Below are 23313 nucleotides of genomic sequence, written 5' to 3' on the forward strand. Positions count from 1 at the left end.
CCCCCTGTGGCGAGGGAGCTTGCTCCCGCTGGGCTGCGCAGCAGCCCCAATAAGGGCAGCGCATTGATTCAGGCAATACGCGGTCATTTTTTTGGGGGCCGCTGCGCGCCCCAGCGGGAGCAAGCTCCCTCGCCACGGGTGAGTAGTTTTCAGCTAATGAGAAGGCGTGCCGATGGATCGATTTCATGAGATGCAGGTATTCCTGGCGGTGGCCGAGGAGGAGGGCTTCGCTGCCGCTGCGCGGCGCCTGAAAACCTCGCCGCCCAGCGTGACCCGAGCGATTGCCGCCATGGAACAGCGTATCGGCACGCAGTTGCTGGCACGCACCACCCGCAGCCTGCACCTGACCGAAGCCGGCCAACGTTACCTGGAAGATTGCCGACGCATCCTGGCCGAGCTCGATGAAGCCGAGGAAGCGGCGGCGGGCAGCTACTCCATCCCCGGCGGCCACCTGACGGTGACCGCGCCGGTGCTGTTCGGCGAGCTGTATGTGGCGCCGGTGCTGGGGGATTACCTGGACCGCTTTCCCTTGGTAAATATCACCGCCTTACTGGTCGACCGTGTGGTTAACATGACCGACGAAGGCGTCGATGTGGCCGTGCGTATCGGTCATCTGCAAGAACTTGGACAGCAGGCCATAAAGGTCGGGGAAGTGCGCCGGGTGGTGTGTGCATCGCCCGGTTACCTCGACCAGCACGGTCGGCCGCAACGGCCTGAGCAGTTGCGTGAAGCCAAGATCGTCACGTCATCCTCCAGCCAGCTGGTAAGTGAATGGGCGTTCGTCGACGCCGGGCAGCCGTTGACGGTACCCATCGAGCCGCGTCTGGTGGTCACGGCAAATAATGCGGCGATCAACCTGGCGCGCCTGGGTTGGGGCATGACGCGGGTGCTGTCTTATCAGGTCGCGGCAGCGGTGGCGGCGGGGGAGTTGGAGGTTGTGCTGGAGGCTTTTGAACCGCCACCGCTGCCGATCCAGGTGGTGTTCCAGAAAAGCGGCCGCGTACCGGCCAAGGTCCACACCTTTGTGGACTTCCTCACCCATCGCCTCGGGCAGGACGCTGCCCTGAACCCGGCGATGAAGCGCCGCGGCTGATGGAACGCTATCGCGACATGCAGCTGTTTGCAGCGCTGGCTGATCAGCCCAGCCTGGCTTCGGCGGCGCGCCAGGCCCAGGTTTCCGGCCCGACCCTGATCCGTGCGGTTGCTCGCCTGGAAGCCCGCCTGCGGGTGCCGTTGTTGCAACGCAGCACACGCGGCGTGAGCCTGACCGAAGCGGGCAGCGCCTATCTGGCCGATTGCGTGCGGTTGCTGGCAGCCGTCGATACCGCCGAGGCTTCGGCCAAGGGGCTGCACGTGCAGGCCCAGGGCAATTTGCAGGTGTTCTTGCCGTTTCTGTTCAGCCGTTATGTGATGGCGCCGGTATTGGCCAGCTATATGGACAACTACCCCGACGTCCGCCTGGTGGCGCGCTACCACGACTACTACCCGAACCTGCACGAAGAGGGGCTGGATGTGGCGATCCTGGTCGGCGAATTGCCCAATTCATCGCTCATCGCTCGGTCGGTGGGGCAGGTGCGGCATATCCTCTGCGCCAGCCCCGATTACCTCGCCGCCCATGGCGAACCCCGACATCCGAGCGAGCTTAAAAAGCATCGGCTGATTGCCAGTGCCGACCCGGTGGCCTGGGATTTCCAAGGCTTGCAGCTCAAGGCCCGCGCGCGCTTGAGCTGTGCCAGCGTGCAAGGTGCAATCAATGCGGCGGTGCAGGGTGCGGGGGTGATTCGTTGCGTGAGTTACCCGCTGCACCAGCACCTGCAGAGCGGCCAGTTGCGCCGTGTGTTGCCTGACTTTGAACAGCCGCCGTTGCCGGTGCATGTGGTGTACCGCGAGGGCCGCAACGCACCGATGCGCGTACGCAGTTTTGTCGACCACTGTGTGGCGGCGCTGCGTGAGCATCCGGCATTTCAGTCGGTGAAATAGTGGATTGCCAAGTGTGGGCATTCTCACGTTGGCAGGTGGGGCGCAGCATGGGCGCATCCAACCTGAGGTGCTCAACATGAACCCAGTCGAACAATCTCCCTGGCATGCCGGCGAACGGCACCTGCAAGCAAGCGCTGGCGCGGCTGAGCGCATGGCCGTGGTCGGGCTCAAGGTGATTCGCGATCACTTGCCGGAGCAGCATCGCGACTTCTACCCGCTGTTGCCCTACCTGATGCTCGGCGTAGTGGATCCCCAGGGCATTCCCTGGGCGACCATGCTTGAAGGCGCGCCGGGCTTTGCGCATTCACCCGACCCACACACCTTGCAGATCGACAGTTTGCCGTCCAAAAGCGACCCGGCGCTTGGCGCCTTGCACTTAGGTGCCAGCGTGGGTTTGCTCGGCATTGACCTAAACACCCGGCGCCGCAACCGCATGAACGGCCGCATCGGTGGTTTGGACCACGAAGGTTTTTCGGTCGATGTGGTGCACACCTATGGCAACTGCCCCAAATACATCCAGTTGCGGCCCGTCGACGGCATCGCCCGCAAGCCCGGCACCACGGTCGAGCGCCTCAACGGCCTGGACGCTGCGGCACAAATGTTGATCCGCAGCGCCGACACTTTCTTCGTCGCCAGCTACGCCGACGTGGATGGCGCACGCTCGGTGGACGTTTCACACAGAGGCGGTAATACGGGGTTTGTGCGGGTTGAGGGTGACGTGCTGACCATCCCGGATTTTGCCGGCAACCTGTTCTTCAATACCCTGGGCAATTTGCAGCTCAACCCGGTGGCGGGGTTGCTGTTTATTGATTTTGAGTCGGGCGATATGTTGCAGGTTGCCGGGCGCACTTCGCTGATCCTCGACGGGCCTGAGGTGGCCAGGTTCGAGGGCGCCCAACGGCTGTGGACAGTGACCGTGGAGCAGGTAGTACGCCGCCCGGCGGCATTGGCGCTGCGCTGGCATTTTGCGGAGTTTTCGCCGCATAGCCTGGCGATGGGCGGTTGGTAACTTCTGTGGGAGGTAGTGTTTACAGCATGTGTAATCAGTACCGAATCATCACCGACTTAAGCTCGGTGTAATCCTCGATAAACGCACTGCCAAACTCGCGCCCAACCCCCGAAGACCGATTGCCTCCAAACGGCACCGCCGGGTCGAGCAGGGTGTGCATGTTCACCCACACAGTGCCGGCATTGACGGCCGGGATCATGCGCAGCGCCTTGCCGAGGTCGTTGGTCCACAGGCTGGCGCTCAACCCATAAGGGCCGTTGTTCATCAGTGCCAGCAGTTCGTCTTCGCTGTCGTAGGGCAGGAAGGTGGCGATGGGGCCGAAGGTTTCTTCGTTGAGCAGAGTGTCGTTGATGCTATTGGCCAGGATCACGGTGGGTTCGAAGTAGGAGCCGGGGCGCTCGATCAGGTTGCCACCGTGAATGATTGTGTTTTTTTCGGCGCGGGCCTGATTGATGTAGCCGAGCAGTTTTTGCTGGTGCTGCCGGTGAGTCACCGGGCCGAATTCGGTGCGTTCGTCCAGGGGCGAGCCGATGTTAAGGGCGCTGAGGCGCTGGCTGAGCGTGTCGAGCACGGCGTCGATCTGCGAGCGATGCACGAAAAAGCGTTCGGCCGCCGCGCAGATTTGCCCGGAGTGTAAAAAACCGGCTTCGATGATGCCGCCCACGGCTTTGTCCACGTCCATATCGCGCAGGAATCCGGCGGCATTTTTGCCGCCCAGCTCCAGGGTTGCGCGGGTCAGGCCTGCGCCCATGGCGCTGCGGCCGACGGCGATGCCAGTGGGCACGGAGCCGGTGAACGATACCTTGTGGGTGCCCGGATGCTCCACCAGGCCTTTGCCGACATGGCCGCCGCCCGTCAGCACGTTGAGCACACCGGCAGGCAACCCGGCGTCGATCGCCAGTTCAGCGATGCGCAGGATCGTCAGCGGCGTGAATTCGCTGGGCTTGATGATGATGCTGCAACCGGTGACCAGCGCCGAGGCGAGTTTCCAGATGGCGATCATGGTCGAGAAATTCCACGGCACGATGCCCACCACCACGCCCACCGGTTCACGCAGGGTAAAGGCGGTGTAGCGCTCGCCATTGAAGGAGGGCAGCGATGGCGTGAGCGTCTGGCCGCTGATCTTGGTGGCCCAACCGGCGTAGTAGCGCAAAAAGTGCGTCGCCTGGTCGACCTCGAATGCTCGGGAAATCTGGATGATCTTGCCCGACTGGCAGGTTTCGATCTGCGCCAGTTCTTCGCGGTTTTGCTCCAACAGATCGGCCAGTTTGAGCAGCACATTCCCGCGAGTGGCGGGTGCGGCCTGGGACCACTGCTTAAAACCCCGATTGGCAGAAGCCACCGCCGCGTCGATATCCGCCACGTCCGCATCGGCAACCTCTGCGATCACCTGGCCGGTTGCCGGGTTGGTCACTGTCAGCGTCTGGCTGGCGTGGCTGCGCACGCTGACGCCGTCGATAAACAGCCCATGTTGGCGACGTAAAAAAGTTTCGACGTGGGGCAGCAGCGCAATATCACTCATGGCAGGTTCCTGGCAGTTCACAAAGGAAAACTCGAGGGTAACCAACCCTCCTGGAGGCGGCTTGACTGTGCCTGCCAGGTTTTATGCCTGTGCCTGCCGTGCTTGTGAAAAGTACAACCTTGCCTGCCGAATGTGCATGTTGCGCCGCTGCCCCGCGGCCGATACTGGGCCTGCATCCAGCGCCGCTCTTGACCTCGGAGCGCCTGCCGGACTTCCAATAATAAGCAGGGCTATCCATGAAAAAGCCAAACCCGCTGCTCGAAGACCTCAAACCTCTCTTGCCTGCCATTGCCGCGAATACCGCACGTGCCGAACAACTGCGCCAAGTGCCGGATGAAAATATCGCCTGGCTCAAAAGTATCGGCCTGCACCGTGCCTTTCAGCCCAAAGCCTTTGGCGGCCTGGAACTCTCGCTGCCCGAGTTCGCCGACTGCATCGCCTTGCTCGCCGGCAGCTGCGCCAGCACTGCCTGGGCCATGAGTTTGCTGTGTACTCACAGCCATCAGTTAGCGTTGTTCAGCGTACAGTTGCAGCAAGAAATCTGGGGTGCGAACCCCGACGCCACCGCCAGCAGCAGTATTGCGCCCTTCGGGCGTGTCACCGAGGGCGAGGGCGGCGTGTATTTCAGCGGTGAGATGGGTTGGAGCAGTGGTTGCGACCATGGCGAGTGGGCGATTGTCGGCTGCCGTCGCCAGAACGCCGAAGGCAACCAGGATTACTGCTTCGCCGTGCTGCCGCGCAGCGACTACCAGATCCGTGACGACTGGTACGCCGCCGGCATGAAAGGCAGCGGCACCAAGACCTTGATCATCGACCGTGCCTGGGTGCCCGAGCATCGTATCCAGAAAGCCAAGGACATGATGGAAGGCAAATCCGCAGGCTTTGGCCTCTACCCCGACAGCAAGATTTTCTACGCGCCGTACCGGCCGTATTTCGCCAGCGGGTTCTCCACCGTGAGCCTGGGCGTGGCCGAGCGCATGTTGGAGGTGTTCCGCGAAAAAACCAAAACCCGCGTGCGCGCCTACACCGGCGCTGCCGTGGGCGCGGCGACCCCGGCCTTGATGCGCCTGGCCGAGTCCACCCATCAGGTCGCCGCCGCTCGCGCCTTCCTGGAGAAGACCTGGCAGGAACATGCCGAGCACAGCGCCGCGCACCAATATCCCAGCCGCGAAACCCTGGCGTTCTGGCGCACCAATCAGGCCTACGCGACCAAAATGTGCATCGAGGCGGTGGACCGTCTGTTTGCGGCAGCAGGCGGCAATGCCTGGTTCGAGCATAACGAGATGCAGCGCCTATTCCGCGATTCCCATATGACCGGCGCACATGCCTACACCGACTACGACGTTTGTGCGCAGATCCTCGGCCGCGAGCTGATGGGCCTGGAACCTGACCCGAGCATGGTCTGACGGGTTTGCCACCACACTAATCAGGGCGGCCGTTTAGCCGCCGTCCGGGAGTCTTGCATGTCTGACAGCAGCCTTTTCGACCCACGCGCCTTTCGTCGCGCCCTGGGCAATTTTGCCACCGGTGTGACCGTGGTCACCGCCGCCACCGCCTCCGGGCGTAAGGTCGGTGTGACTGCCAACAGTTTCAACTCGGTGTCTCTCGACCCGCCGCTGGTGCTGTGGAGCATCGACAAACGCTCCAGCAGTCACGAGGTGTTCGAGGAGGCCAGCCACTTTGCCGTGAATGTACTGGCTGCCGACCAAGTGCACCTGTCGAATAACTTTGCGCGCCCGCGTGAAGACCGTTTCGCCTTGATCGAATACGAACCGGGCGAGGGTGGCTCGCCCGTGTTCGCCGACTGCTCGGCGCGCTTTCATTGCGAGAAATACCAGCAGATCGACGGTGGCGATCACTGGATCATGATCGGCAAGGTAGTGGCCTTTGATGACTTCGGGCGTGCGCCGTTGCTTTATCACCAAGGCGCTTACGCAGAGGTTCAGGCGCTGCGTCCGTGCGCGCCCGAAGGGCTTCAAAACGGTACGGCAACCACCAACTGACTGTAGACATTGGTGCCGTTACCGACGACCTGGTTGCCGCCGGTTTCGGCATCCTTGTTGGGCTTGTACAGGCCCATCAGCGGCGTAATGATCAGGTGCTCGTTGACCGCCCACTCGGCGTACAGGTCCAGCTCACGGCCATCCAGGTTGAGCTGGCCACGGGTGCTGACGGTGCTGTAGTCAAAAAACAACGCGCCGAGGGTCAGGTTGTCCAGTGGCTTGAGCTTGAACGCCACGTGCTGCACCCCCGTGTTGCTGTTGTAGGGGCCGGAATAGTTGCCCGCCACTTCGCCCTGAACCCAGGTACCGTAGCCGCGATTGAAGCCTGAGAACATGCCGTCCCAGTTTCTTGAGTAGCGCGCATAGCGATAGGTCAGGTCGGGTGACCACGGCAAGCCAGCGAAGGTGTAGCCGGCCTCGGCGTAACCGGCGTTTTGCTGGCTGTCGCGGCGGTCCTGACGCGCCAGTTCAAAGGCAAAGTGCGCGTTATCGATACCGGCATTGCCGCTGCCGCGCAGGCTATAGAGGTTCATGCCCTTGCGCTGGCGTTGCAGGTCAGTGGCGTAGCGCTCATCCACGTCAATGCCGTGAATATAAGTCAGGCCCAAGGTGCCCGGCGCGGCGCTGTAATCGAGGGTGCTGATGGCCATTTCGGTCATGGCTTGCGCCGGGTTGTCGGACTTGAGCCACATCAGGCTGCCGTGCACGCCGTCCTTGCCGCCCAGGCGGATCACCGCCGCCTTGTCGAACGCGTGGCGCGCAGCAATGTAGTAGGCACCGCCGCGATTGAACTCGCCATCGCCCACGCCCTTGCCCAGGTTGGGGCCGTCGTCGTTGATGATAAAACCGTCCCCCAGCGTGATGATTTGCCGCCCGAAGGACAGGTCGACGCCATCCTTGCCCAGCGCCGGAAACAGGTCACCGGAGCGCCAGCCGGCGAAGGCTTCGTCGAATTTGGTGGTGCGCTCGGTGCCGTTGGTGACCCCGGACGCATCGCCATCGCCCCAGGTGCCGGAACTCACCAGGTTGGCGGTGCCGTACACGCCGCCAAAGTTGCCCAGGTTTTGCTCGACGCTCAGGCCGTACTTAATGAACGCCTCACGCCAGGTCGAGCCGCCGCTGCGCCCGTCGTAGTTTTTCGGGCTATTGAACATGCCGTACACGGCGAGGAAGTTACCGGTGACCCTGGTGTCGGCATCGCTGTACAGCTCGATGGCTTGAACCTTGCCGACCAGCAACGCGATGCCCAGCCCTACCGCCTGGCGCAAGCGACGGTTTTTCAGTGTGTGCTCCATTGTTATTGTCCCCAGCTTGGTTAAGAGTGAGGGCGCATTAGGGCGAGCGCTGCAGGCGCAAGTCTTTCATTTGCGTGCCAGGGAATTGACCCTGGCCGCCAGGCAATACGCCGTGGCAGGCAGCAACAAAACCGGCGGCAGACAGGGGCAAGACGACCAACTTGGGTGGGGTGCACAGTGCTGGCACATTAAAAAAACGCTTTCGAGGACCCCATTATGTCGATCAATGACCGACTCACCGCGCACCTCAACCGGGGCACGGTAGGTTTTCCCACCGCCTTGGCCAGTACCATTGGCCTGATCATGGCCAGCCCGGTGATCCTCACCGCCACCATGGGCTTCGGCATCGGCGGCAGCGCGTTTGCCCTGGCGATGCTGATCGCCGTGGTGATGATGCTGGCCCAGGCCACCACTTTCGCCGAAGCCGCCTCGATCCTGCCCACCACCGGCTCGGTGTACGACTACATCAACTGCGGCATGGGGCGGTTTTTTGCGATCACCGGCACCTTGTCGGCCTACCTGATCGTGCACGTGTTTGCCGGCACCGCCGAAACCATTCTAGCCGGCGTCATGGCCTTGGTGAACTTCGAGCACCTCAATACCTTGGCCGAGTCCGCTGGCGGTTCCTGGCTGCTGGGCGTGGGCTTCGTGGTTGTTTTCGGGGTGCTGAATGCCTTTGGTGTCAGCGCTTTCGGCCGGGCAGAAATCATCCTCACCTTTGGCATGTGGACCACCTTGATGGTGTTCGGCGTGCTTGGCCTGATCGCCGCGCCAGCGGTGCAGTTGGACGGCTGGTTCGGCGTGTCATTGGTCGGCACCGACATGATCACCGTGCTGTCCCTGGTGGGTATGGCGATGTTCATGTTCGTCGGCTGCGAGTTCGTCACGCCGCTGGCGCCAGACCTGCGCCAATCGGCCAAGGTCATGCCCCGGGCGATGATGCTCGGGCTGGTGGGCGTGGCCACGTGCATGTTCATCTACGGCGCTGCAATGAAGCGCCAAGTGGAAAACGTGGTGCTGGACGCTGCGTCGGGCGTGCACCTGCTGGACACACCCATGGCCATCCCCAAGTTCGCCGAGCAGGTGATGGGGCAGGTCGGCCCGCTGTGGCTGGGCATCGGCTTCCTGTTTGCCGGCGCGGCGACCATCAATACCCTGATGGCCGGTGTGCCGCGGATTCTCTACGGCATGGCGGTGGATGGTGCATTGCCCAAGGTCTTTACCTACCTGCACCCGCGCTTTAAAACACCGCTGCTGTGCATCCTGGTGGCGATGCTGATTCCGTGTCTGCACGCGCTGTACCTGGGCGGCAACACCGACAACATCATGCACCTGGTGCTGGCGGCGGTGTGTGCCTGGAGTTTCGCTTATCTGCTGGTAACGGTGTCGGTGGTGAGCCTGCGCATTCGTCGCCCGGATTTGCCACGGGCCTACCGTTCGCCGTGGTTCCCGCTGCCGCAGATCGTCTCGAGCATCGGCATCTTGCTGGGCATGTGGTTTATCACACCGCCGGGCATGAACCCGGCGGATATCTACGTGCCGTTCGGCGTGATGCTGGCGATCACCGCCGCCTATGCGTTGTTCTGGACCCTCGTGGTGCAGAAGGTCAACCCCTTCAAGCCGGCCTCCGTGGAGGAGGTGCTGGCCAAGGAATTCGGCAATGAACCGGGGCATTCCCATGAAGGTTATAGCGACTTTGCGGCAAAAGCTGTTTGAGCTGTTTCGCGCGGATCGTGCGCCTTCCGGCTATCGGCCTGGGGTAACGCTGGAGCGTCTGCGGCGCAATTTGGGGCTGGCGACACTGGAAGTGGAGGGTGTGGCGTTCGAGATTGTCGAACGCGCCGAATCGCAGTTGCTGATGCACCTGGTCATGACCGAGTTCGTGCTGCATGTGCCTGCGACGACAGGAGGCACGGGCAGTTTTGCGGTGCACCATGGCGGCGCGATTCGGCGCACTGGCGTGCGTGTACGCCGGCGTGCAGGCAACCAGGCGCTGGGCCGTGAATTGCAGGCGCGTTTGCTGGCGGATGAGGCGTTGTTTCGGGCTTTGATGCCGCTGGATTTCAAGCGCCTGCGTATCGAGTTGCAGGACCAGCAATGGTGTGTGCGCCTGGAACATATGGGCGGCAGCGAGGTGGTCAATCGCCTGCCGGCGTTTCGGCGTTACATTGCCCTGAGCCCTGTGCAGAGCGAGCATTTGCTGGTGACACTGGTGGGGCTGCAACGGGTGTTGTCGAACCTCTGATTGGCATCAATAGTGCTTCTGCAAGGGTAAACCGGTAGTTGTTGCGCGCATATAGATAACATGTTAACTATTGCAGCAGAACAACAAGAACAAGCCATTGCGGAGGCACCCCATGAGCATCCAACAGCAGGCACACGACGGGCTGGACAGCTGGAACCACGAACTGCGCGCTGCGTGTGGGCACTTCGACACGGAACTGGCCTTCAACCGCTCGCTGTTTATCGGCGAGATCAACAACTTGCCCCGTGGCCTGGCGATCCTGCGCACCAATGCCGGGCTGATCAAGCGCCCCACGCACCATGCCGACCACGACAACGACCAGGAGTGTTTCCTGGTCAGCCAGCGCAGCGGTTATTCGCAAATTGTGCAGAACGGCCAGATCCTGCAACTGGCGCCTGGCGAGATGCTGTTGATGGACTCGGTGGGCTCCATCGAGATTACCCCTTTTGGCTTGATCGAACACGCGTCGCTGTCGCTGTCGCGGCCTGAGGTGTGCAAGCACTTGGGCGGGGAGTCGCGCGCGTTTGGCAAAATTTCTTCGACCAAGGCCTGTGGGCGCATGTTGCATGTGTTGATGGACCAGCTGTGCAAGGACGATACGGCCGATGGGGCGGGCGAAGTGGCGGCGCTGCAGACGGCGTTTGTGTCGCTGTTGGGTTCGGCGCTGGAGCAGGGTGACGAGTGCCGCGAAGGGCTGGCGGCGTTGCAGGGCAATAACCTGCGCAGCTATGTGCAGAAGGTGATTGACGAGTCGCTCAGCCAACCCGGCCTGAGCCCGGTGGGTTTGGCCAACCGGCTGAATATTTCGGTGCGGCATTTGTATCGGTTGTTTGAGGAACAGGATGACAGTGTGTGCCGCTATATCCAGCGGGCGCGGCTCAAGCGCAGTGCGGATGACCTGACTAACCCGTTTTTGCGCAGTGAGTCGATTACGTCGATTGCGTATAAGTGGGGGTTTACGGATTCGGCGCATTTCAGCCGATCGTTCAAGAAGCAGTTTGAGCTGTCGCCCAAGGATTTCCGGTCCAGCCGGTTGCAGGCGGTGGGGGCGTAAGAAAATGCGTTGTGGGCTGGTGTGGGAGCTGGTTTGCCTGCGATGGCATCACCGCAGTGTGACTGACACGCCGAGGTGGCTGTATCGCAGGCAAGCCAGCTCCCACATTGGAATTGGGTTTTAGACTTCTGGCAGGGTTGAACCGCCATCCACCACTAAGGTCTGGCCAGTGATGTAGCCCGCCAGATCCGAAGCCAGAAACACCATCGCCCCAGCAATATCCTGCGCCGAACCCAGGCGCCCCAACGGCACGCGCCCGGCAATGCTGTCATTCAACGCAGCATCACCCAGGTTCCCCATCGCTGGCGTAGCGATCATCCCCGGCTCCACACCATTGACCCGCACATTCAACGACGCCAATTCCAACGCCGCATTGCGGATAAAACCATTGACCCCGGCTTTCGACGCCGCATAGTGAGTGAGCCCCGGATAACCCACCCGATTGCCAGTGACTGAAGACGTCACCAGTACGCAACCACGGCCTTGCTCACGAAACATCGGCAACGCCGCCTGAGTCAGCCAGAACAACGCCGACAGGTTCACCGCCAAGGTGCGCTGCAGAATCTCTGGGGTAATGTCGTCAAACGCCGTCAACGGAAAATACCCGGCGTTGTGCACCAGCACATCCACCCGTGCCAGCCCCTGAACGCAAGCAAACACCGCGTCCGACTCCGCCAGGTCAACTCCGACGGCCTCCACGCGATAACCCTGTGCACACAGCTCAGCGGCCACAGCCTGGGCCTGTGCCAACATCCGATCGGCAATCACCACCTGCGCGCCACGTTGGGCAAACGCGTCGACAATGCCCAATCCAATGCCCTGGGCGCCGCCAGTTACCAGCACCACTTGCCCGCGGAAATCCAGGTCACGGCGCATGGCTGGCCTCCAGGCGCGTGAACGCCAAGGTCGGCACATCAACAATGCTTGAACCGCCGTCGGCCACTATCGTCGCCCCGGTGATGATCGATGCATCGCTGGACGCCAGGAAGCGGCAGACCTTGGCAATTTCCTCGGGCTGGGCGGCCCGACGCAGTGGCACGTCGGCGCAAACTCGTGCATAGGCCTGCTGCAAGGTATCGCCATAGGCGTCCATCAAGGGCTGCATTTCCGCATCGGCCATGGGCGTTTTTACCCAGCCGGGGCACACGGCATTCACCCGCACACCGTGAGGCCCGTAATCGCGCGCGAGCGAGCGGTTTAGCCCCAGTAGCGCATGCTTGGCGGTGGTGTAGCCGCAGACTTCCGGCCCCGCCGCCAAGGAGGCGATGGAGCCGATCAGTACGATGTTGCCCGCACTTGCCTGCAACAACGGCAAGCAGGCACGGGCGCTGTAGAACGCGCTGTCGAGGTTGCTGCGCAGGGCGCCTTCCCAGGTGGCGGAGCTGGTCTGGGTGGCGCTGCCCAAGCCATGGCCACCGGCGCAGGCCAGCAGCACATCGAGGCGCCCGTAGTGCTCATGGATCAGCCGGATAAACCCGTCCCAGGTGCCAGGACAGGCGGCATCGCCCACCAGGATCAAGCCGCCGGTGTCGCGCGCCACCTGTTCCAAGGGTTCACGGCGCCGCCCGATCAACACCAGCTGCGCACCTTGCTCGGCATACAGGCGCGCGCAGGCGGCGCCGATGCCGGTGCCGGCCCCGGTGATCACCACCGTGCGCGGCTCAGTCACGGGGGTACTCCGTGCGGTTAAGCACCTGGCAATACGAGCTGATCGGGAAGTTCGACAGCGCATCGAACGACGCCCCGGCATAGCCGAAGATCTTGCCGTCGCTGCGGTGCTGTTGCAGGTCGATCAACACCAGTCCGAGGGTGGGCACAATCTTCTCCTGCCACACAAACAGGTACAACTGCTCGGCGATCTTGTAGTAATGGCAGCGGTCGATGTCGCACAGGCCTTGCTCCACGCCCTTCAAGCATTGCCAGGCGTAGAAGCGCTCATTGAGGTAGATGTGCTCGTAGACCTCACTGGGGCTGTAGCGATATTGGTTACGCAGGCCCACCAGCTCATCGGTTGGCGCGTGCTTGCAGTGGCCGTCCTGCCACGGGCGGTCGAGGCTGCCGTGCAGGAAGTCGACCTGCACCGAGGTCAGCGGTTTGCCGGCCAGGGCTCGGTGGTAGAGACCTTCGTGGGTCTCTGCCGGGTCCGGCATACGCCCGATCACGGCAGTAAAGGACGCATTCGGCGTATCCAGCACCAGGCTGATCGACCAGCTTTGGCCAGCCTCATGCTTGATGAAGTCGACCAGGTACAGGCCCGCTCGAATCGAGGTGGCGCGGTAGGCTGCGCTGCCGCTGGAATGACCGTCGGCGGCGTGCCAATCAAGGCGCTCCGGCGCGAAACGGTGCTCGATCTGCCAGCCATTTTCAAAGTGCAGGGTGAAGGTCTTGCCGGCCAGCTCGGCCAGGTTCGGCAGTATAAAGGCTTGGGGAGCGAAACCGTCGGCCAGGGCGCCCACGGTGATCCAGTCTGGGGAACTCGTCATGGGAGGCCTCCTCAGGCAACGGCGAAGTAGTGTTTGACGAAATGCTCGCTGACCACTTCCCACAGCACGGGCGTGCCCTTGGTCACGAACCAGCTGTCGCCGGCCTTGAAACGCGTCGATTGACCGGTGGATTCGTCGGTCAGCACTACTTCGCCGCTGACCACCGTGGCCTGCTCGGCAAACGGGTAGACCATGCGGAACTTGCCCTGGGTCGTGCCAAAATATGCGCTGCTGACCGGGTCGGTGGGCGCGCCGAAGGTCATCTTGCCGAAGGCTCGCACTTCGCCTGCAAGGATCTCGGAGCCGAGGTCGGCCACGGTGCCCCAGGCATCGAGTTCAGACAGCTGGACGTTGTGCTTGATGGTGGTAAGGGTCATGGCAGTTGCTCCTGATGAGTAAAAAGGGGGTTAGCGGCGCCCGTTCCAGTAGCCGGAAAGTTGGTGCCAGGATTTGCCCGCCGTTAGCAACAGAGGGCGGATCGCGTCCTTGCCGATGATGGTCGGGCGGTGAATCGAACTGACCAGGTCATAGCGTGCCGAGCCTTCGCTCATACCTTCGGCCAGGACCTTGCAGATGATGTGGCTGGGGGTGACGCCAAAGCCCGAATAGCCCTGTACGAAAAACGCATTGCTGCGTCCCGGCAAGGTGCCTATCTGTGGGAACAGATTGGGGCTGCACGCCATCGGGCCGCCCCAGGCCAGATCAATTTTCACGTCCTTGAGGTAAGGGAAAATCTTCAGCATCAGGTTGCGGTTCCAGGCCTTGAGGTCACCGGGGATATGCTCGACCAAGGGTGTCGCGGCGCCGAACAGCAGGCGGTTTTCATTGGTCACGCGGTAGTAGTCGATCACTGGGCGAATATCGCTGTAGGCCCCGCGGATCGGGCTGATGCGCTGGATCAGCTCTTCTGACAACGGCTCGGTCATCATCTGGAACGCGTAAGTGTTGATGGTCGAGCGGTGCAGCTCGGGTTCGAGCTTGTTGAGGAAGCTGTCGCAGGCCCACAGCAACTTGCTCGCGCGCACCGAACCACGCCCGGTGCGCACGGTGATGCGCTCGCCATAGCTGACGTCCAGGGCCGGGCTGTTCTCGAAAATCCGCACACCGTGGCCCGCCAGCGCCGTGGCCTCGCCCAGCAGCAGGTTGAGCGAATGCACATGCCCGCCGCCCATGTGCAATAGGGCGCTGGTGTAGGCGTTGGAACCGATGATCTGCTGCACGTCGGAGCCACCCAGGAAGCGAATCTCGTGCTGGCTGTTGATTGACTTGAAGTCTTTCTCCCAGGCGCGCAGGGTTTTTTCCTGGCGGGCGTTGAAGCCCATGTAGCCGTAGCCGTGGCAGAAGTCCGCGTCGATGTTGTACTTGGCAATGCGGTTCTTGATGATGTCGGCGCCCAGGTCGCTGATCTCGAAGACCTGTCGCAGGCCGTCTTCGCCCACATCCTTCTTGATCTTCTCCAGGTCATGGCCGATGCCCGCCATGATCTGCCCGCCATTGCGGCCGGTGCCGCCAAAGCCCAGGTAGCGCGCCTCCAGCACAACAATGTTGGTGATACCTTTTTCCGCCAGTTCAAGGGCGGTATTGATGCCGGAGAAACCGCCGCCGATCACCACGACGTCGGCGTCGATATCCTGTTCCAGCGTGGGAAAGCCGAGGTTGTACTTCTTGGTTGCGGTGTAATACGTGGGGGTTTCAATGTTGATCATGGCGCAGCCTGAAAAGGTGAAGGAAGGCTCTAAAGCGGATGCCTCCATTAGGTACCCTGGCGGGATGGAAGTCTTGACCCTGCGTGCCCAGGCTTTTGATTCAGCGCGCCACGGGCAGCTGTTGCCAACAAGTTATAGCGCGCTGGGCGACCGGGAATGCTAGAGTTTCGTTAAATTATTAACTAAATAACCCGTGACCCTGATCCCTATGTCCAAACCTCGACAATCCTTGACGCTGGCGCTGCTGCAAGCCCGCGAAGCCGCCATGAGTTTTTTCCGCCCATCCCTGAATGAACACGGGCTGACCGAACAGCAATGGCGGATCATCCGCATCCTCGAACAGTACGGTGAGCTGGAGATTTACCAGCTGGCGGAACTGGCCTGCATCCTTAAACCCAGCATGACCGGCGTGCTGGTGCGCATGGAAAACGCCGGCATGGTGCACCGCCGCAAGGCCGAGCAAGACCAGCGCCGTGTACTGGTGACCCTGGCCGACAAGGGCAAGGCGAGCTTTGAGTCGATGAGCCAGTGCATGGAGGCCAACTACCAGCGTTTGCAGGATCAGTTTGGTGCAGACAAGTTTGAGGCGCTGCTGGGGCTGCTGGATGAGCTGAAGAACATCAAGCGCTGAATCACCACACATCCAAATGTGGGAGCTGGCTTGCCTGCGATGCGGACACCTCGGTATGCCTGGTAAACCGAGTTGATGCTATCGCGGGCAAGCCAGCTCCCACAGGTGTCTCAGTACACACTGCCTGTGTGGTTGGCAGTGGGAGCGCCGTTGAATTTCCCCGCCAACGCCTGCAACCCACGCATCAACACGGTGGTATCCACGCCCACCGCTACAAACGTCGCTCCCAGCTCGATATAACGCCGCGCCAAACCCTCATCGGCACTGAGAATCCCCGCCGCCTTGCCCGCCTGCACAATGCGCTTGATCGCATCTTCTATTGCTGCCTGCACGTCAACGTGCCCCGGATTACCGCGATGCCCCATCGACGCACTCAAATCCGCCGGGCCGATAAACACACCGTCCACGCCGTCGACCGCCGCAATCGCATCCAGATTGGCCAGGCCTTCAAGGCTCTCAATTTGTACCAACAGGCACATCTGCTCATCGGCCTGGTCGAGGTAACAGGCAATGCTGTTCCAGCGCGACGCCCGCGCCAACGCACTGCCAACCCCGCGAATGCCCTGTGGCGGGTAGCGCATGGCGCGCACCAGTTCGCGGGCCTGGGCGGCACTTTCTACCATCGGCACCAGCAAGGTCTGGGCGCCGATATCCAGCAGTTGCTTGATCAGCGCGCTGTCGCCGATGACCGGGCGAATCAGCGCCTGGCTGGGGTAGGGTGCGATGGCCTGCAATTGGCCGAGCATGCTGTGCAGCTGATTGGGCGCGTGTTCGCCGTCGATCAGCAGCCAGTCGAAACCGGCGTTGGCAGCCAGTTCGGCGCAGTAGGCATCGGCGAGGCCGAGCCACAGGCCGATCTGCACCTCGCCGTTGCGCAAGCGTTGTTTGAAGCGGTTGATGGGCATGTTCATGGCTAACCTCCAGGGCTCAAACGAAACGGCAGGCAATTGACCCGAGCATGTCGTAGTCGACATGGAAGGTATCGCCAGGGCGGGCCGCCACCGGGCGGGTGAATGAGCCACCGAGGATCACTTGCCCGGGCAGTAGCGTGACGTCGTACGCGGCCAGCTTGTTGGCCAGCCAGGCCACGCCCTTGGCCGGGTGGTTGAGCACCGCCGCTGACACGCCGGACTCTTCGATCACGCCATTGCGGTACAGCACCGCCGGCACCTTGCGCAGGTCGATCTCGGTGGGCCGCACGGCGCGGCCGCCCAGCACCACACCGGCATTCGCGGCATTGTCGGAGATAGTGTCGAAGACCTTGCGGGTAGCGTTGGTCTGCGGGTCGACCTGTTGGATGCGCGCGTCGATGATCTCCAGCGCCGGGATCACCCACTCGGTGGCGTCGAGCACATCGAACACCGTGCAGTTCGGGCCTTTGAGCGGTTTACCGAGAATGAAGGCCAGTTCCACTTCCACCCGTGGCACGATGAAACGCTCGAACGGAATGTCGCTGCCTTCGTCGAAAAACATGTCATCGAGCAGCGCGCCAAAATCGGGCTCGGTGATGTTCGACGAGACCTGCATGGCCCGCGAAGTCAGGCCGATCTTGTGGCCTTTCAAGCGGCGCCCGTCCTGGATCTTTTGCGCCACCCAGGCGCGCTGGATGGCGTAGGCGTCTTCAATGGTGATGCCGGGGTAGTCGAGGGAAAACTGGCGCACCTGTTCGCGGCTGCGTTCGGCGCGGTCCAGGTGGGCGGCGGCGGCGAGGATTTGCTGGGAGTCGAGCATGGCAACGGTCTCTAGTGTGGGTTGACGATGGCGGCGTGGGTGCGCAGCACCAGCAGGCCGCCGAGGGCGATAAACAGGGCGAGTACGTAAAGCGCCAGGCTGGCGCTCTGGGTCGCGTCGCGCATCCAGCCGATCAGGTACGGCGCGAGGAACGCGGCGATGCTGCCGAACGAACTGATCATGGCGATGCCGGCAGCTTGGGTGGTGGTCGAGAGGAACGCCGGCGGCAGCTGCCAGAACATCGGCAAGGCGGCACTGGCGCCCATGCCGGCGACCACCAGCCCGCCCATCACCAGCAGCGGGTTGCCCGGCGCCAGGCCCGCCACGGCGATGCCGACGGCGGCCATCTGCAGTGGCACACACAGGTGCCACCGGCGTTCGCGATGGCGGTCGGATGAGCGCCCGCAACCGATCATGAAGAAGCAGCCGGCCAGGTAGGGTACGGCGCTGAGCAGACCGACCTGGCTGTCGCGGCCGATGCCGGCGCCGTGGATCAGCGTGGGCATCCAGAAGGCGAGGGTGTTGACCGCCAACATCACCGCAAAGTACACCGCCACCAGCAGCCACACTTGCGGGTCACGCAGGATGCCGCCGAATGAAGTGATGGTCTTGCGCTGTTCCTCGCTGCTGAGTTGGGTGCGCAGTTGCTGCTTTTGCGCGTCCGTCAGCCAGCTCACTGAATCAAAACCATCCGGCAACCACTTGAGCACCACCAGACCGAGCAGCACCACCGGCGCGCCTTCGATCAGGAACATCCACTGCCAGCCGCGCAGGCTGCCGACATCATGGAAGTTTTCCAGGATCGCGCCGGAAATCGGCCCGCCCAGCACGCCGGCCATCGGCACCGCAATCGCGAACAGTGCGGTGACCTGGGCGCGGCGGCGTGCCGGGTACCAACGGTTGAGAAACACCAGAATGCCGGGGAAAAAACCGGCCTCGGCCACCCCCAGCAGAAAGCGCAACACGTAGAAACCACGCGCACTTTCGACCCACAACATGCCGGTGGACAACAGGCCCCACACCACCATCAGGCTGGCTATCCAACGCCTCGGCCCGACCCGGTCCAGGGCCATATTGCTTGGCACGCCAAACAGCGCGTAGGCGATAAAAAACAGCCCGGCGCCGAAGCCGTAGACCGTGTCGCTGAAGTGCAGGTCGCTGCTCATCTGCATTTTGGCAAAACCGATGTTGATGCGGTCCAGATGGGCGAACAGGTAACACACCAGCAACAGTGGCATTAGCCGCCAGGTGACTAAACGATGGGTGCGGTCGTGCTCAGCCAGCACGTGGCTGGCAGTGGAATTGGCTGTGCTCATGGTGTTGTACTTTTTGTTTGAGTGGCCGTGAGAGGGGCGGCGGGGCTTAGCCCGTCGGGTTGTTCAGGAACGCATGCACATTGTTCTGCTTGAAATTGAGCTGCGGGTGCAGCTCGACCATCTCGAATGACAGCGCCAGCAAGCGTTGCGCTTGCAACGGGGCAAAGTGTGCGGTGATCACCGCGAACAGCGCTTCGGCCACCGCCTGGCGGGTGGCAAGGTCGCGGCCATGGCCGACTTTTAGGGTCATGTGTACAAAGGCGTAGTCGTGCTTGCCGTCAGCCATGCGCCAGCTGTCCAGGCGCACGCCACGGCTGCGAATGCCGCCGAGTGGGAACACGCCAGTGTCGCCCAGCACGTGATGGACTTTTTCAAACAGGCTGGGCAGATCGGCCTGTTGCTCAATGTTGTCGGTGTACTCGGCGATAAAATGCGGCATGGTTTTTCTCCCAGGTTTACAGCGGGAAAATCGCGTTGATCTGGCCGGTGCCCGAACTGCCGAACGGCGGCGTGATGATCTCGGCAGGCTTGGCATAGTCCGGCCCCCCGAGCAGGCCCAGGAGCATGGCGGTGTCGTGCATCTTGCCTTCGCCAAAGCAGTGTTCGGCGTAGTCGGGCAGCATCGCGCAGAACTCCTCGAAGCGGCCTTGCTTCCACATCTCCACTACGTGCAGGTCCACTTGCTTGTCGAACTCACGGGTCCAGTTATGGATATTCGCCTCGGCCTGGCGGTCATCCGAAAAGCGGTGGGACAGTGAACCGGAAGCCAGCACCAGTACCTTGCGATCACTCTTTTCGATAGCCCGGCGCACAGCGGCGCCAAACGCGAAACTGTCCTCCAGGCGATGCCAGGCGCACCAGGCCGCGATGGAGATGACCTTGAATTTCTCATCCTCCGGCACGCCCATGTGCATGTAGCGCATGGGCACCAGGGTGCCGTATTCCAGCTCCAGGCTCGGGATGTTATGGGCCATGCTGCGCACGCCGGCGAGGTTGGCTTCAGCGGCAATCAGCTCACCCAATTGCGGGTCGCCTGGGTAGGCGTACTCCATGTTCTTGATAAAGTGCGGCAGCTCGTTGCTGGTGTAGGTGCCCTGGAACTGCGCGCCACAGTTGACGTGATAGCCGCTGTTGACCAGCCAGTGCACGTCGAACACCACGGCGGTGTCGGCGCCCAGCTCGCGGGCGCGCCGACCGATTTCCTTGTGGCCGGCGATCGCCGCTTCGCGACAGCCGTGATGTTTGCCGGGCAACTCCGACAGGTACATCGACGGTACGTGGCAGATCTTCGCTGCCAGAACCACTTCGCCCATGATCATTCTCCTGAGTACTTATTCTTGTAATACCAGTGAGGCCCCTTTGGGAGCTGGCTTGCTCTGGTGCTACACACCCCAACGCGGGATGTGATGGCTGCCCATGGAAATGCACACGTTCTTGATCTCGGCAAACACTTCAAAGCTGTACTGGCCGCCTTCGCGCCCGGTACCGGAGCCTTTGACGCCGCCGAACGGCTGACGCAGGTCGCGCACGTTCTGGCTGTTGATAAATACCATGCCGGCTTCAATTCCGCGCGCCAGGCGATGGGCCTTGCCGATGTCCTGGGTCCAGATATACGAGGCCAGGCCGTACTCGGTGTCGTTGGCCAGTTGCAGCGCCTCGGCCTCGTCCTTGAATGGAATCAGGCACACCACCGGGCCGAAGATTTCTTCCTGGGCGATGCGCATCTTGTTGTTCACATCGGCAAATACGGTCGGCTGGATAAACTGGCCTTTGCTCAAATGCGCGGGCAGATTGGCCGGGCGTTCCAGGCCACCGGCGAGCAAGGTGGCGCCTTCTTCCAGGCCAATCTTGATGTAGCCGGTGACCTTGTCGTAGTGCGCCTGGGTGATCATCGAGCCGACCTGGGTTTTCGGGTCTTGCGGGTCGCCGACGATCAAGCGTTTTGCGCGTGCGGCAAACTCGGCGACAAACTGCGGGTAGACACTCTCCTGGATAAAGACCCGGCTGCCGGCGGTGCAGCGTTCGCCGTTCAGCGAAAAGATCGTGAACAGCGCGGCATCCAGGGCGCGTTCAAGGTCGGCGTCTTCAAAGATCAGCACCGGCGACTTGCCGCCCAGTTCCATCGAGTACTTTTTCAGCCCGGCGGTTTGCATGATCTTCTTGCCGGTGGCGGTGCCGCCCGTGAAGGAGATAGCGCGCACGTCCGGGTGGCGCACCAGTGCATCACCGGCGGTGGCGCCGTAGCCCTGGATTACGTTGAGCACGCCGTTGGGAATTCCGGCTTCCACCGCCAGGAGCCCGAGTTCATTGGCGGTCAGCGGCGACAGCTCGGACATCTTCAGCACTGCTGTGTTACCCAGCGCCAGGCACGGCGCGGTCTTCCAGGTGGCGGTCATGAACGGCACGTTCCAGGGCGACACCAACCCGCACACGCCCACCGGCTGGTAGAGGGTGTAGTTGAGCATCTGATCGTCCACCGGGTAGCTGTGGCCGTCCATGCGCGTGCAGACTTCGGCGAAGAAATCAAAGTTGTGCGATGCGCGGGGGATCAGCACGTTCTTGGTCTGGTGGATCGGCAAGCCGGTATCGAGGGTTTCCAGCTCGGCCAGGCGCGGCACGTTCTGCTCGATCAACTCACCCAGTTTGCGCATCAGCCGGGCGCGTTCTTTGGCCGGGGTGTTGGCCCATTTCGGGAAGGCTTCTTTGGCGGCTGCAACGGCCTGCGCAACTTCCTCGGCGCCGCCGCTGGCGACTTCGCCAATGGCTTCGCCGGTGGCCGGGTTGTAGTTGATGAAGGTGTCTTTGCTTTCGACCTCACGGCCGTTGATCCAGTGTTTGATCATGCTGCTCACGCCTCTTTACGGGCGGAGAAAAACTCCGCTTCGCTGACAATTCGGTTGACCAGGCGACCTACGCCTTCGACTTCCACCACCACTTCATCGCCTGGCACCACATCGGCCAGGCCTTCGGGCGTGCCGGTGGCGATCATGTCGCCGGGTTGCAGGGTCATGAAGCTGGAGAGGTACTCGATCAGGTAGGGGATATCGAAAATCATGTCGCGGGTGCTGCCTTCCTGACGCAGTTCACCGTTGATCCAGGTGCGCAGGGTCAGGTTGCTCGGGTCGGGCACGTCCGCGACATCGACGATCCACGGGCCGACCGGGGTGGTGGCGTCACGGTTTTTCACGCGCAGGTTGGGGCGGTAGTAGTTTTCCAGGTAGTCGCGGACCGCATAGTCGTTGCACACCGTGTAACCGGCCAGGTAGTCCAGGGCATCCGCGCGCTTGACGTTGCGCGCGGTCTTGCCGATGACCGCCACCAGCTCGCACTCGTAGTGCATGTAGGCAACGTTATCCGGGCGCCAAGTGACTTGGCGATGGCCGGTGTAGGTGCCCACCGACTTGATAAATGCCAGCGGTTCGGTGGGCGGTGTGAAGGCCAGCTCGGCAGCGTGGTCGGCATAGTTCAGGCCCAGGGCGAACATGCTGCCGGTGGCCGGTGGCAGCCATTGCACCTGTTGTTCGGCGAGCAGGCGGCCGTCGTTGAGGCGCACGCTGCAATCAGCCTCTACCTGTACGTGATGGGTTTCGCCTTCAAAACGGATACGAGCGTGTTTCATGCGTGTGCCTCCGCCTGCACGGTGTTGGCCAGGCGACCGATACCGTTGATTTCAACCTCAACCTGGTCCCCAGGCTGCACATCCACGCGGCCCTCCGGTGTGCCGGTGATCAGCACATCGCCGGGGTATAGGGTCATGAACTCGCTGATCTCGGCGATCAATTGCGGGATGTCGCGCACCCAATGGGTCGTCGAGTTTTCCTGGCGCAGTTCGCCGTTGACGAACAACTTGAGGCTCAGTTGGTTAGGGTTTGCAACTTGATCACGCGGGATCAGCTCGGCGCTTAACGCGCAAAACCCGTCACGGCATTTGGCTTTGACGGCGGGGCGGTAGTAGCTGTCTTCCGGCAGGCTGAATTCATTGACCACCACATAACCGGCCACATGCGCCATGGCGTTTTCCAGGCTGACGCGGCTGGTGCGCTGGCCGATCACCACGCCCAGCGCCGGCCCCGGTTGCAGGCGTTCGCCCGCGGGATGCAGCACTACACCGCCATGCTTGTTGCGTGTGTTGGGGGTCTTGATAAACAGCACCGGCTTGGCAGGCGGCTTCTGGTAGGGCGCCTGCTGGAAGGCGGCGAGATGCTGGTCCAGCAGACCCTGGTAGTTCAGCGCAACGCCGAACAAGGTGCCGCTGGCAACATCATGCAGGGTACGGCTCATGCGTTTCTCCTGGCGGTGGCGACTGCTGCATAAGCAGTTCGTTAATGTGTTAACGTT

General features: G+C 62.1%; 23 protein-coding genes and 1 pseudogene. 9 read left to right on the plus strand and 15 right to left on the minus strand.

Features of this window, described 5'->3' with window-relative positions; all coding sequences use genetic code 11:
* Positions 1-172: 172 nt before the first annotated feature.
* From GIW48_RS07415 to GIW48_RS07425, 3 genes are all read left to right on the plus strand, one after another.
* On the plus strand, positions 173-1093 hold the full coding sequence (locus GIW48_RS07415; RefSeq protein WP_017139575.1) for a LysR family transcriptional regulator: 921 nt from the start codon (positions 173-175) through the stop codon (positions 1091-1093).
* Positions 1093-1980: a LysR family transcriptional regulator gene (locus GIW48_RS07420; RefSeq protein WP_236461123.1), complete on the plus strand. Its 888-nt coding sequence runs from the start codon at positions 1093-1095 to the stop codon at positions 1978-1980. The genes GIW48_RS07415 and GIW48_RS07420 overlap by 1 nt, the downstream gene beginning before the upstream one ends.
* A gap of 76 nt (positions 1981-2056) precedes the next feature.
* The gene (locus GIW48_RS07425; protein WP_236461121.1) at positions 2057-2989 is read left to right on the plus strand and encodes a pyridoxamine 5'-phosphate oxidase family protein; all 933 of its coding nucleotides are present in this window, start codon (positions 2057-2059) and stop codon (positions 2987-2989) included.
* A 34-nt stretch (positions 2990-3023) separates the two neighbouring features.
* On the opposite strand, the gene GIW48_RS07430 is transcribed toward GIW48_RS07425, so the two are convergent.
* Positions 3024-4511, minus strand: coding sequence for an aldehyde dehydrogenase family protein (locus GIW48_RS07430; RefSeq protein ID WP_170040414.1), 1488 nt, complete (start codon positions 4509-4511; stop codon positions 3024-3026).
* A gap of 236 nt (positions 4512-4747) precedes the next feature.
* On the opposite strand from GIW48_RS07430, the gene GIW48_RS07435 reads away from it, so the two are divergent.
* Both GIW48_RS07435 and GIW48_RS07440 read left to right on the plus strand, forming a co-directional pair.
* A complete protein-coding gene (locus GIW48_RS07435; protein WP_138452235.1) occupies positions 4748-5917 on the plus strand; it encodes a p-hydroxyphenylacetate 3-hydroxylase oxygenase component in 1170 nt (389 codons plus the stop codon).
* A gap of 57 nt (positions 5918-5974) precedes the next feature.
* Positions 5975-6454 (plus strand): annotated as a pseudogene (locus tag GIW48_RS07440) (flavin reductase family protein); the annotation flags it as partial.
* 32 nt (positions 6455-6486) lie between these two features.
* Here GIW48_RS07440 and GIW48_RS07445 read toward each other — a convergent pair.
* Complete coding sequence (locus GIW48_RS07445; RefSeq protein ID WP_138452231.1) at positions 6487-7809, minus strand: hypothetical protein; 1323 nt, start codon at positions 7807-7809, stop codon at positions 6487-6489.
* Positions 7810-8025: 216 nt separating this feature from the next.
* On the opposite strand from GIW48_RS07445, the gene GIW48_RS07450 reads away from it, so the two are divergent.
* The 3 genes from GIW48_RS07450 (at position 8026) to feaR (ending at position 11108) form a co-directional block, all read left to right on the plus strand.
* A complete protein-coding gene (locus GIW48_RS07450; RefSeq protein ID WP_236461119.1) occupies positions 8026-9525 on the plus strand; it encodes an APC family permease in 1500 nt (499 codons plus the stop codon).
* Positions 9488-10054: a DUF3156 family protein gene (locus tag GIW48_RS07455; RefSeq protein WP_170040418.1), complete on the plus strand. Its 567-nt coding sequence runs from the start codon at positions 9488-9490 to the stop codon at positions 10052-10054. Before GIW48_RS07450 ends, GIW48_RS07455 begins: the two co-directional genes overlap by 38 nt.
* 112 nt (positions 10055-10166) lie before the next feature.
* A complete protein-coding gene (feaR, locus tag GIW48_RS07460) occupies positions 10167-11108 on the plus strand; it encodes a transcriptional regulator FeaR (protein WP_138452224.1) in 942 nt (313 codons plus the stop codon).
* Positions 11109-11228: 120 nt separating this feature from the next.
* Here the strand turns inward: feaR and GIW48_RS07465 are convergent, their stop codons facing one another.
* The 5 genes from GIW48_RS07465 to GIW48_RS07485 are packed head-to-tail and all read right to left on the minus strand — an operon-like array spanning position 11229 to position 15297.
* Positions 11229-11984, minus strand: coding sequence for an SDR family oxidoreductase (locus tag GIW48_RS07465; protein WP_186617575.1), 756 nt, complete (start codon positions 11982-11984; stop codon positions 11229-11231).
* On the minus strand, positions 11974-12777 hold the full coding sequence (locus GIW48_RS07470; protein ID WP_138453179.1) for an SDR family NAD(P)-dependent oxidoreductase: 804 nt from the start codon (positions 12775-12777) through the stop codon (positions 11974-11976). The genes GIW48_RS07465 and GIW48_RS07470 overlap by 11 nt, the downstream gene beginning before the upstream one ends.
* Positions 12770-13591: a molybdenum cofactor biosynthesis F family protein gene (locus tag GIW48_RS07475; protein WP_236461116.1), complete on the minus strand. Its 822-nt coding sequence runs from the start codon at positions 13589-13591 to the stop codon at positions 12770-12772. The genes GIW48_RS07470 and GIW48_RS07475 overlap by 8 nt, the downstream gene beginning before the upstream one ends.
* A gap of 11 nt (positions 13592-13602) precedes the next feature.
* Complete coding sequence (locus tag GIW48_RS07480) at positions 13603-13968, minus strand: cupin domain-containing protein (protein WP_138453175.1); 366 nt, start codon at positions 13966-13968, stop codon at positions 13603-13605.
* A gap of 30 nt (positions 13969-13998) precedes the next feature.
* Positions 13999-15297 (minus strand): NAD(P)/FAD-dependent oxidoreductase, encoded by a 1299-nt coding sequence (locus GIW48_RS07485; RefSeq protein WP_170040424.1) that lies wholly within the window; start codon positions 15295-15297, stop codon positions 13999-14001.
* A 208-nt stretch (positions 15298-15505) separates the two neighbouring features.
* On the opposite strand from GIW48_RS07485, the gene hpaR reads away from it, so the two are divergent.
* Positions 15506-15928, plus strand: a complete 423-nt coding sequence (gene hpaR, locus GIW48_RS07490; protein ID WP_138453172.1) for a homoprotocatechuate degradation operon regulator HpaR — start codon at positions 15506-15508, stop codon at positions 15926-15928.
* A gap of 110 nt (positions 15929-16038) precedes the next feature.
* On the opposite strand, the gene hpaI is transcribed toward hpaR, so the two are convergent.
* The 8 genes from hpaI to GIW48_RS07530 all read right to left on the minus strand — a co-directional run bounded on the left by hpaI (position 16039) and on the right by GIW48_RS07530 (position 23256).
* Positions 16039-16839, minus strand: coding sequence for a 4-hydroxy-2-oxoheptanedioate aldolase (hpaI, locus tag GIW48_RS07495; RefSeq protein WP_170040426.1), 801 nt, complete (start codon positions 16837-16839; stop codon positions 16039-16041).
* Positions 16840-16855: 16 nt separating this feature from the next.
* The gene (gene hpaH, locus GIW48_RS07500; protein ID WP_170040428.1) at positions 16856-17659 is read right to left on the minus strand and encodes a 2-oxo-hept-4-ene-1,7-dioate hydratase; all 804 of its coding nucleotides are present in this window, start codon (positions 17657-17659) and stop codon (positions 16856-16858) included.
* An 11-nt stretch (positions 17660-17670) separates the two neighbouring features.
* The gene (locus tag GIW48_RS07505) at positions 17671-18975 is read right to left on the minus strand and encodes an MFS transporter (protein WP_138450187.1); all 1305 of its coding nucleotides are present in this window, start codon (positions 18973-18975) and stop codon (positions 17671-17673) included.
* A gap of 46 nt (positions 18976-19021) precedes the next feature.
* Complete coding sequence (locus GIW48_RS07510; RefSeq protein ID WP_138450186.1) at positions 19022-19414, minus strand: 5-carboxymethyl-2-hydroxymuconate Delta-isomerase; 393 nt, start codon at positions 19412-19414, stop codon at positions 19022-19024.
* A gap of 16 nt (positions 19415-19430) precedes the next feature.
* Positions 19431-20288, minus strand: coding sequence for a 3,4-dihydroxyphenylacetate 2,3-dioxygenase (gene hpaD, locus GIW48_RS07515; RefSeq protein WP_138450184.1), 858 nt, complete (start codon positions 20286-20288; stop codon positions 19431-19433).
* Positions 20289-20357: 69 nt separating this feature from the next.
* The gene (hpaE, locus tag GIW48_RS07520; protein ID WP_236461114.1) at positions 20358-21818 is read right to left on the minus strand and encodes a 5-carboxymethyl-2-hydroxymuconate semialdehyde dehydrogenase; all 1461 of its coding nucleotides are present in this window, start codon (positions 21816-21818) and stop codon (positions 20358-20360) included.
* A 5-nt stretch (positions 21819-21823) separates the two neighbouring features.
* On the minus strand, positions 21824-22594 hold the full coding sequence (locus GIW48_RS07525; RefSeq protein ID WP_138450180.1) for a fumarylacetoacetate hydrolase family protein: 771 nt from the start codon (positions 22592-22594) through the stop codon (positions 21824-21826).
* Positions 22591-23256, minus strand: a complete 666-nt coding sequence (locus GIW48_RS07530) for a fumarylacetoacetate hydrolase family protein (RefSeq protein ID WP_138450178.1) — start codon at positions 23254-23256, stop codon at positions 22591-22593. The genes GIW48_RS07525 and GIW48_RS07530 overlap by 4 nt, the downstream gene beginning before the upstream one ends.
* Between the last annotated feature and the right edge of the window lie 57 nt (positions 23257-23313).

The organism is Pseudomonas sp. PA-6-3C (assembly GCF_021605825.1).
GTDB classification, from domain to species: Bacteria; Pseudomonadota; Gammaproteobacteria; order Pseudomonadales; family Pseudomonadaceae; genus Aquipseudomonas; species Aquipseudomonas edaphica.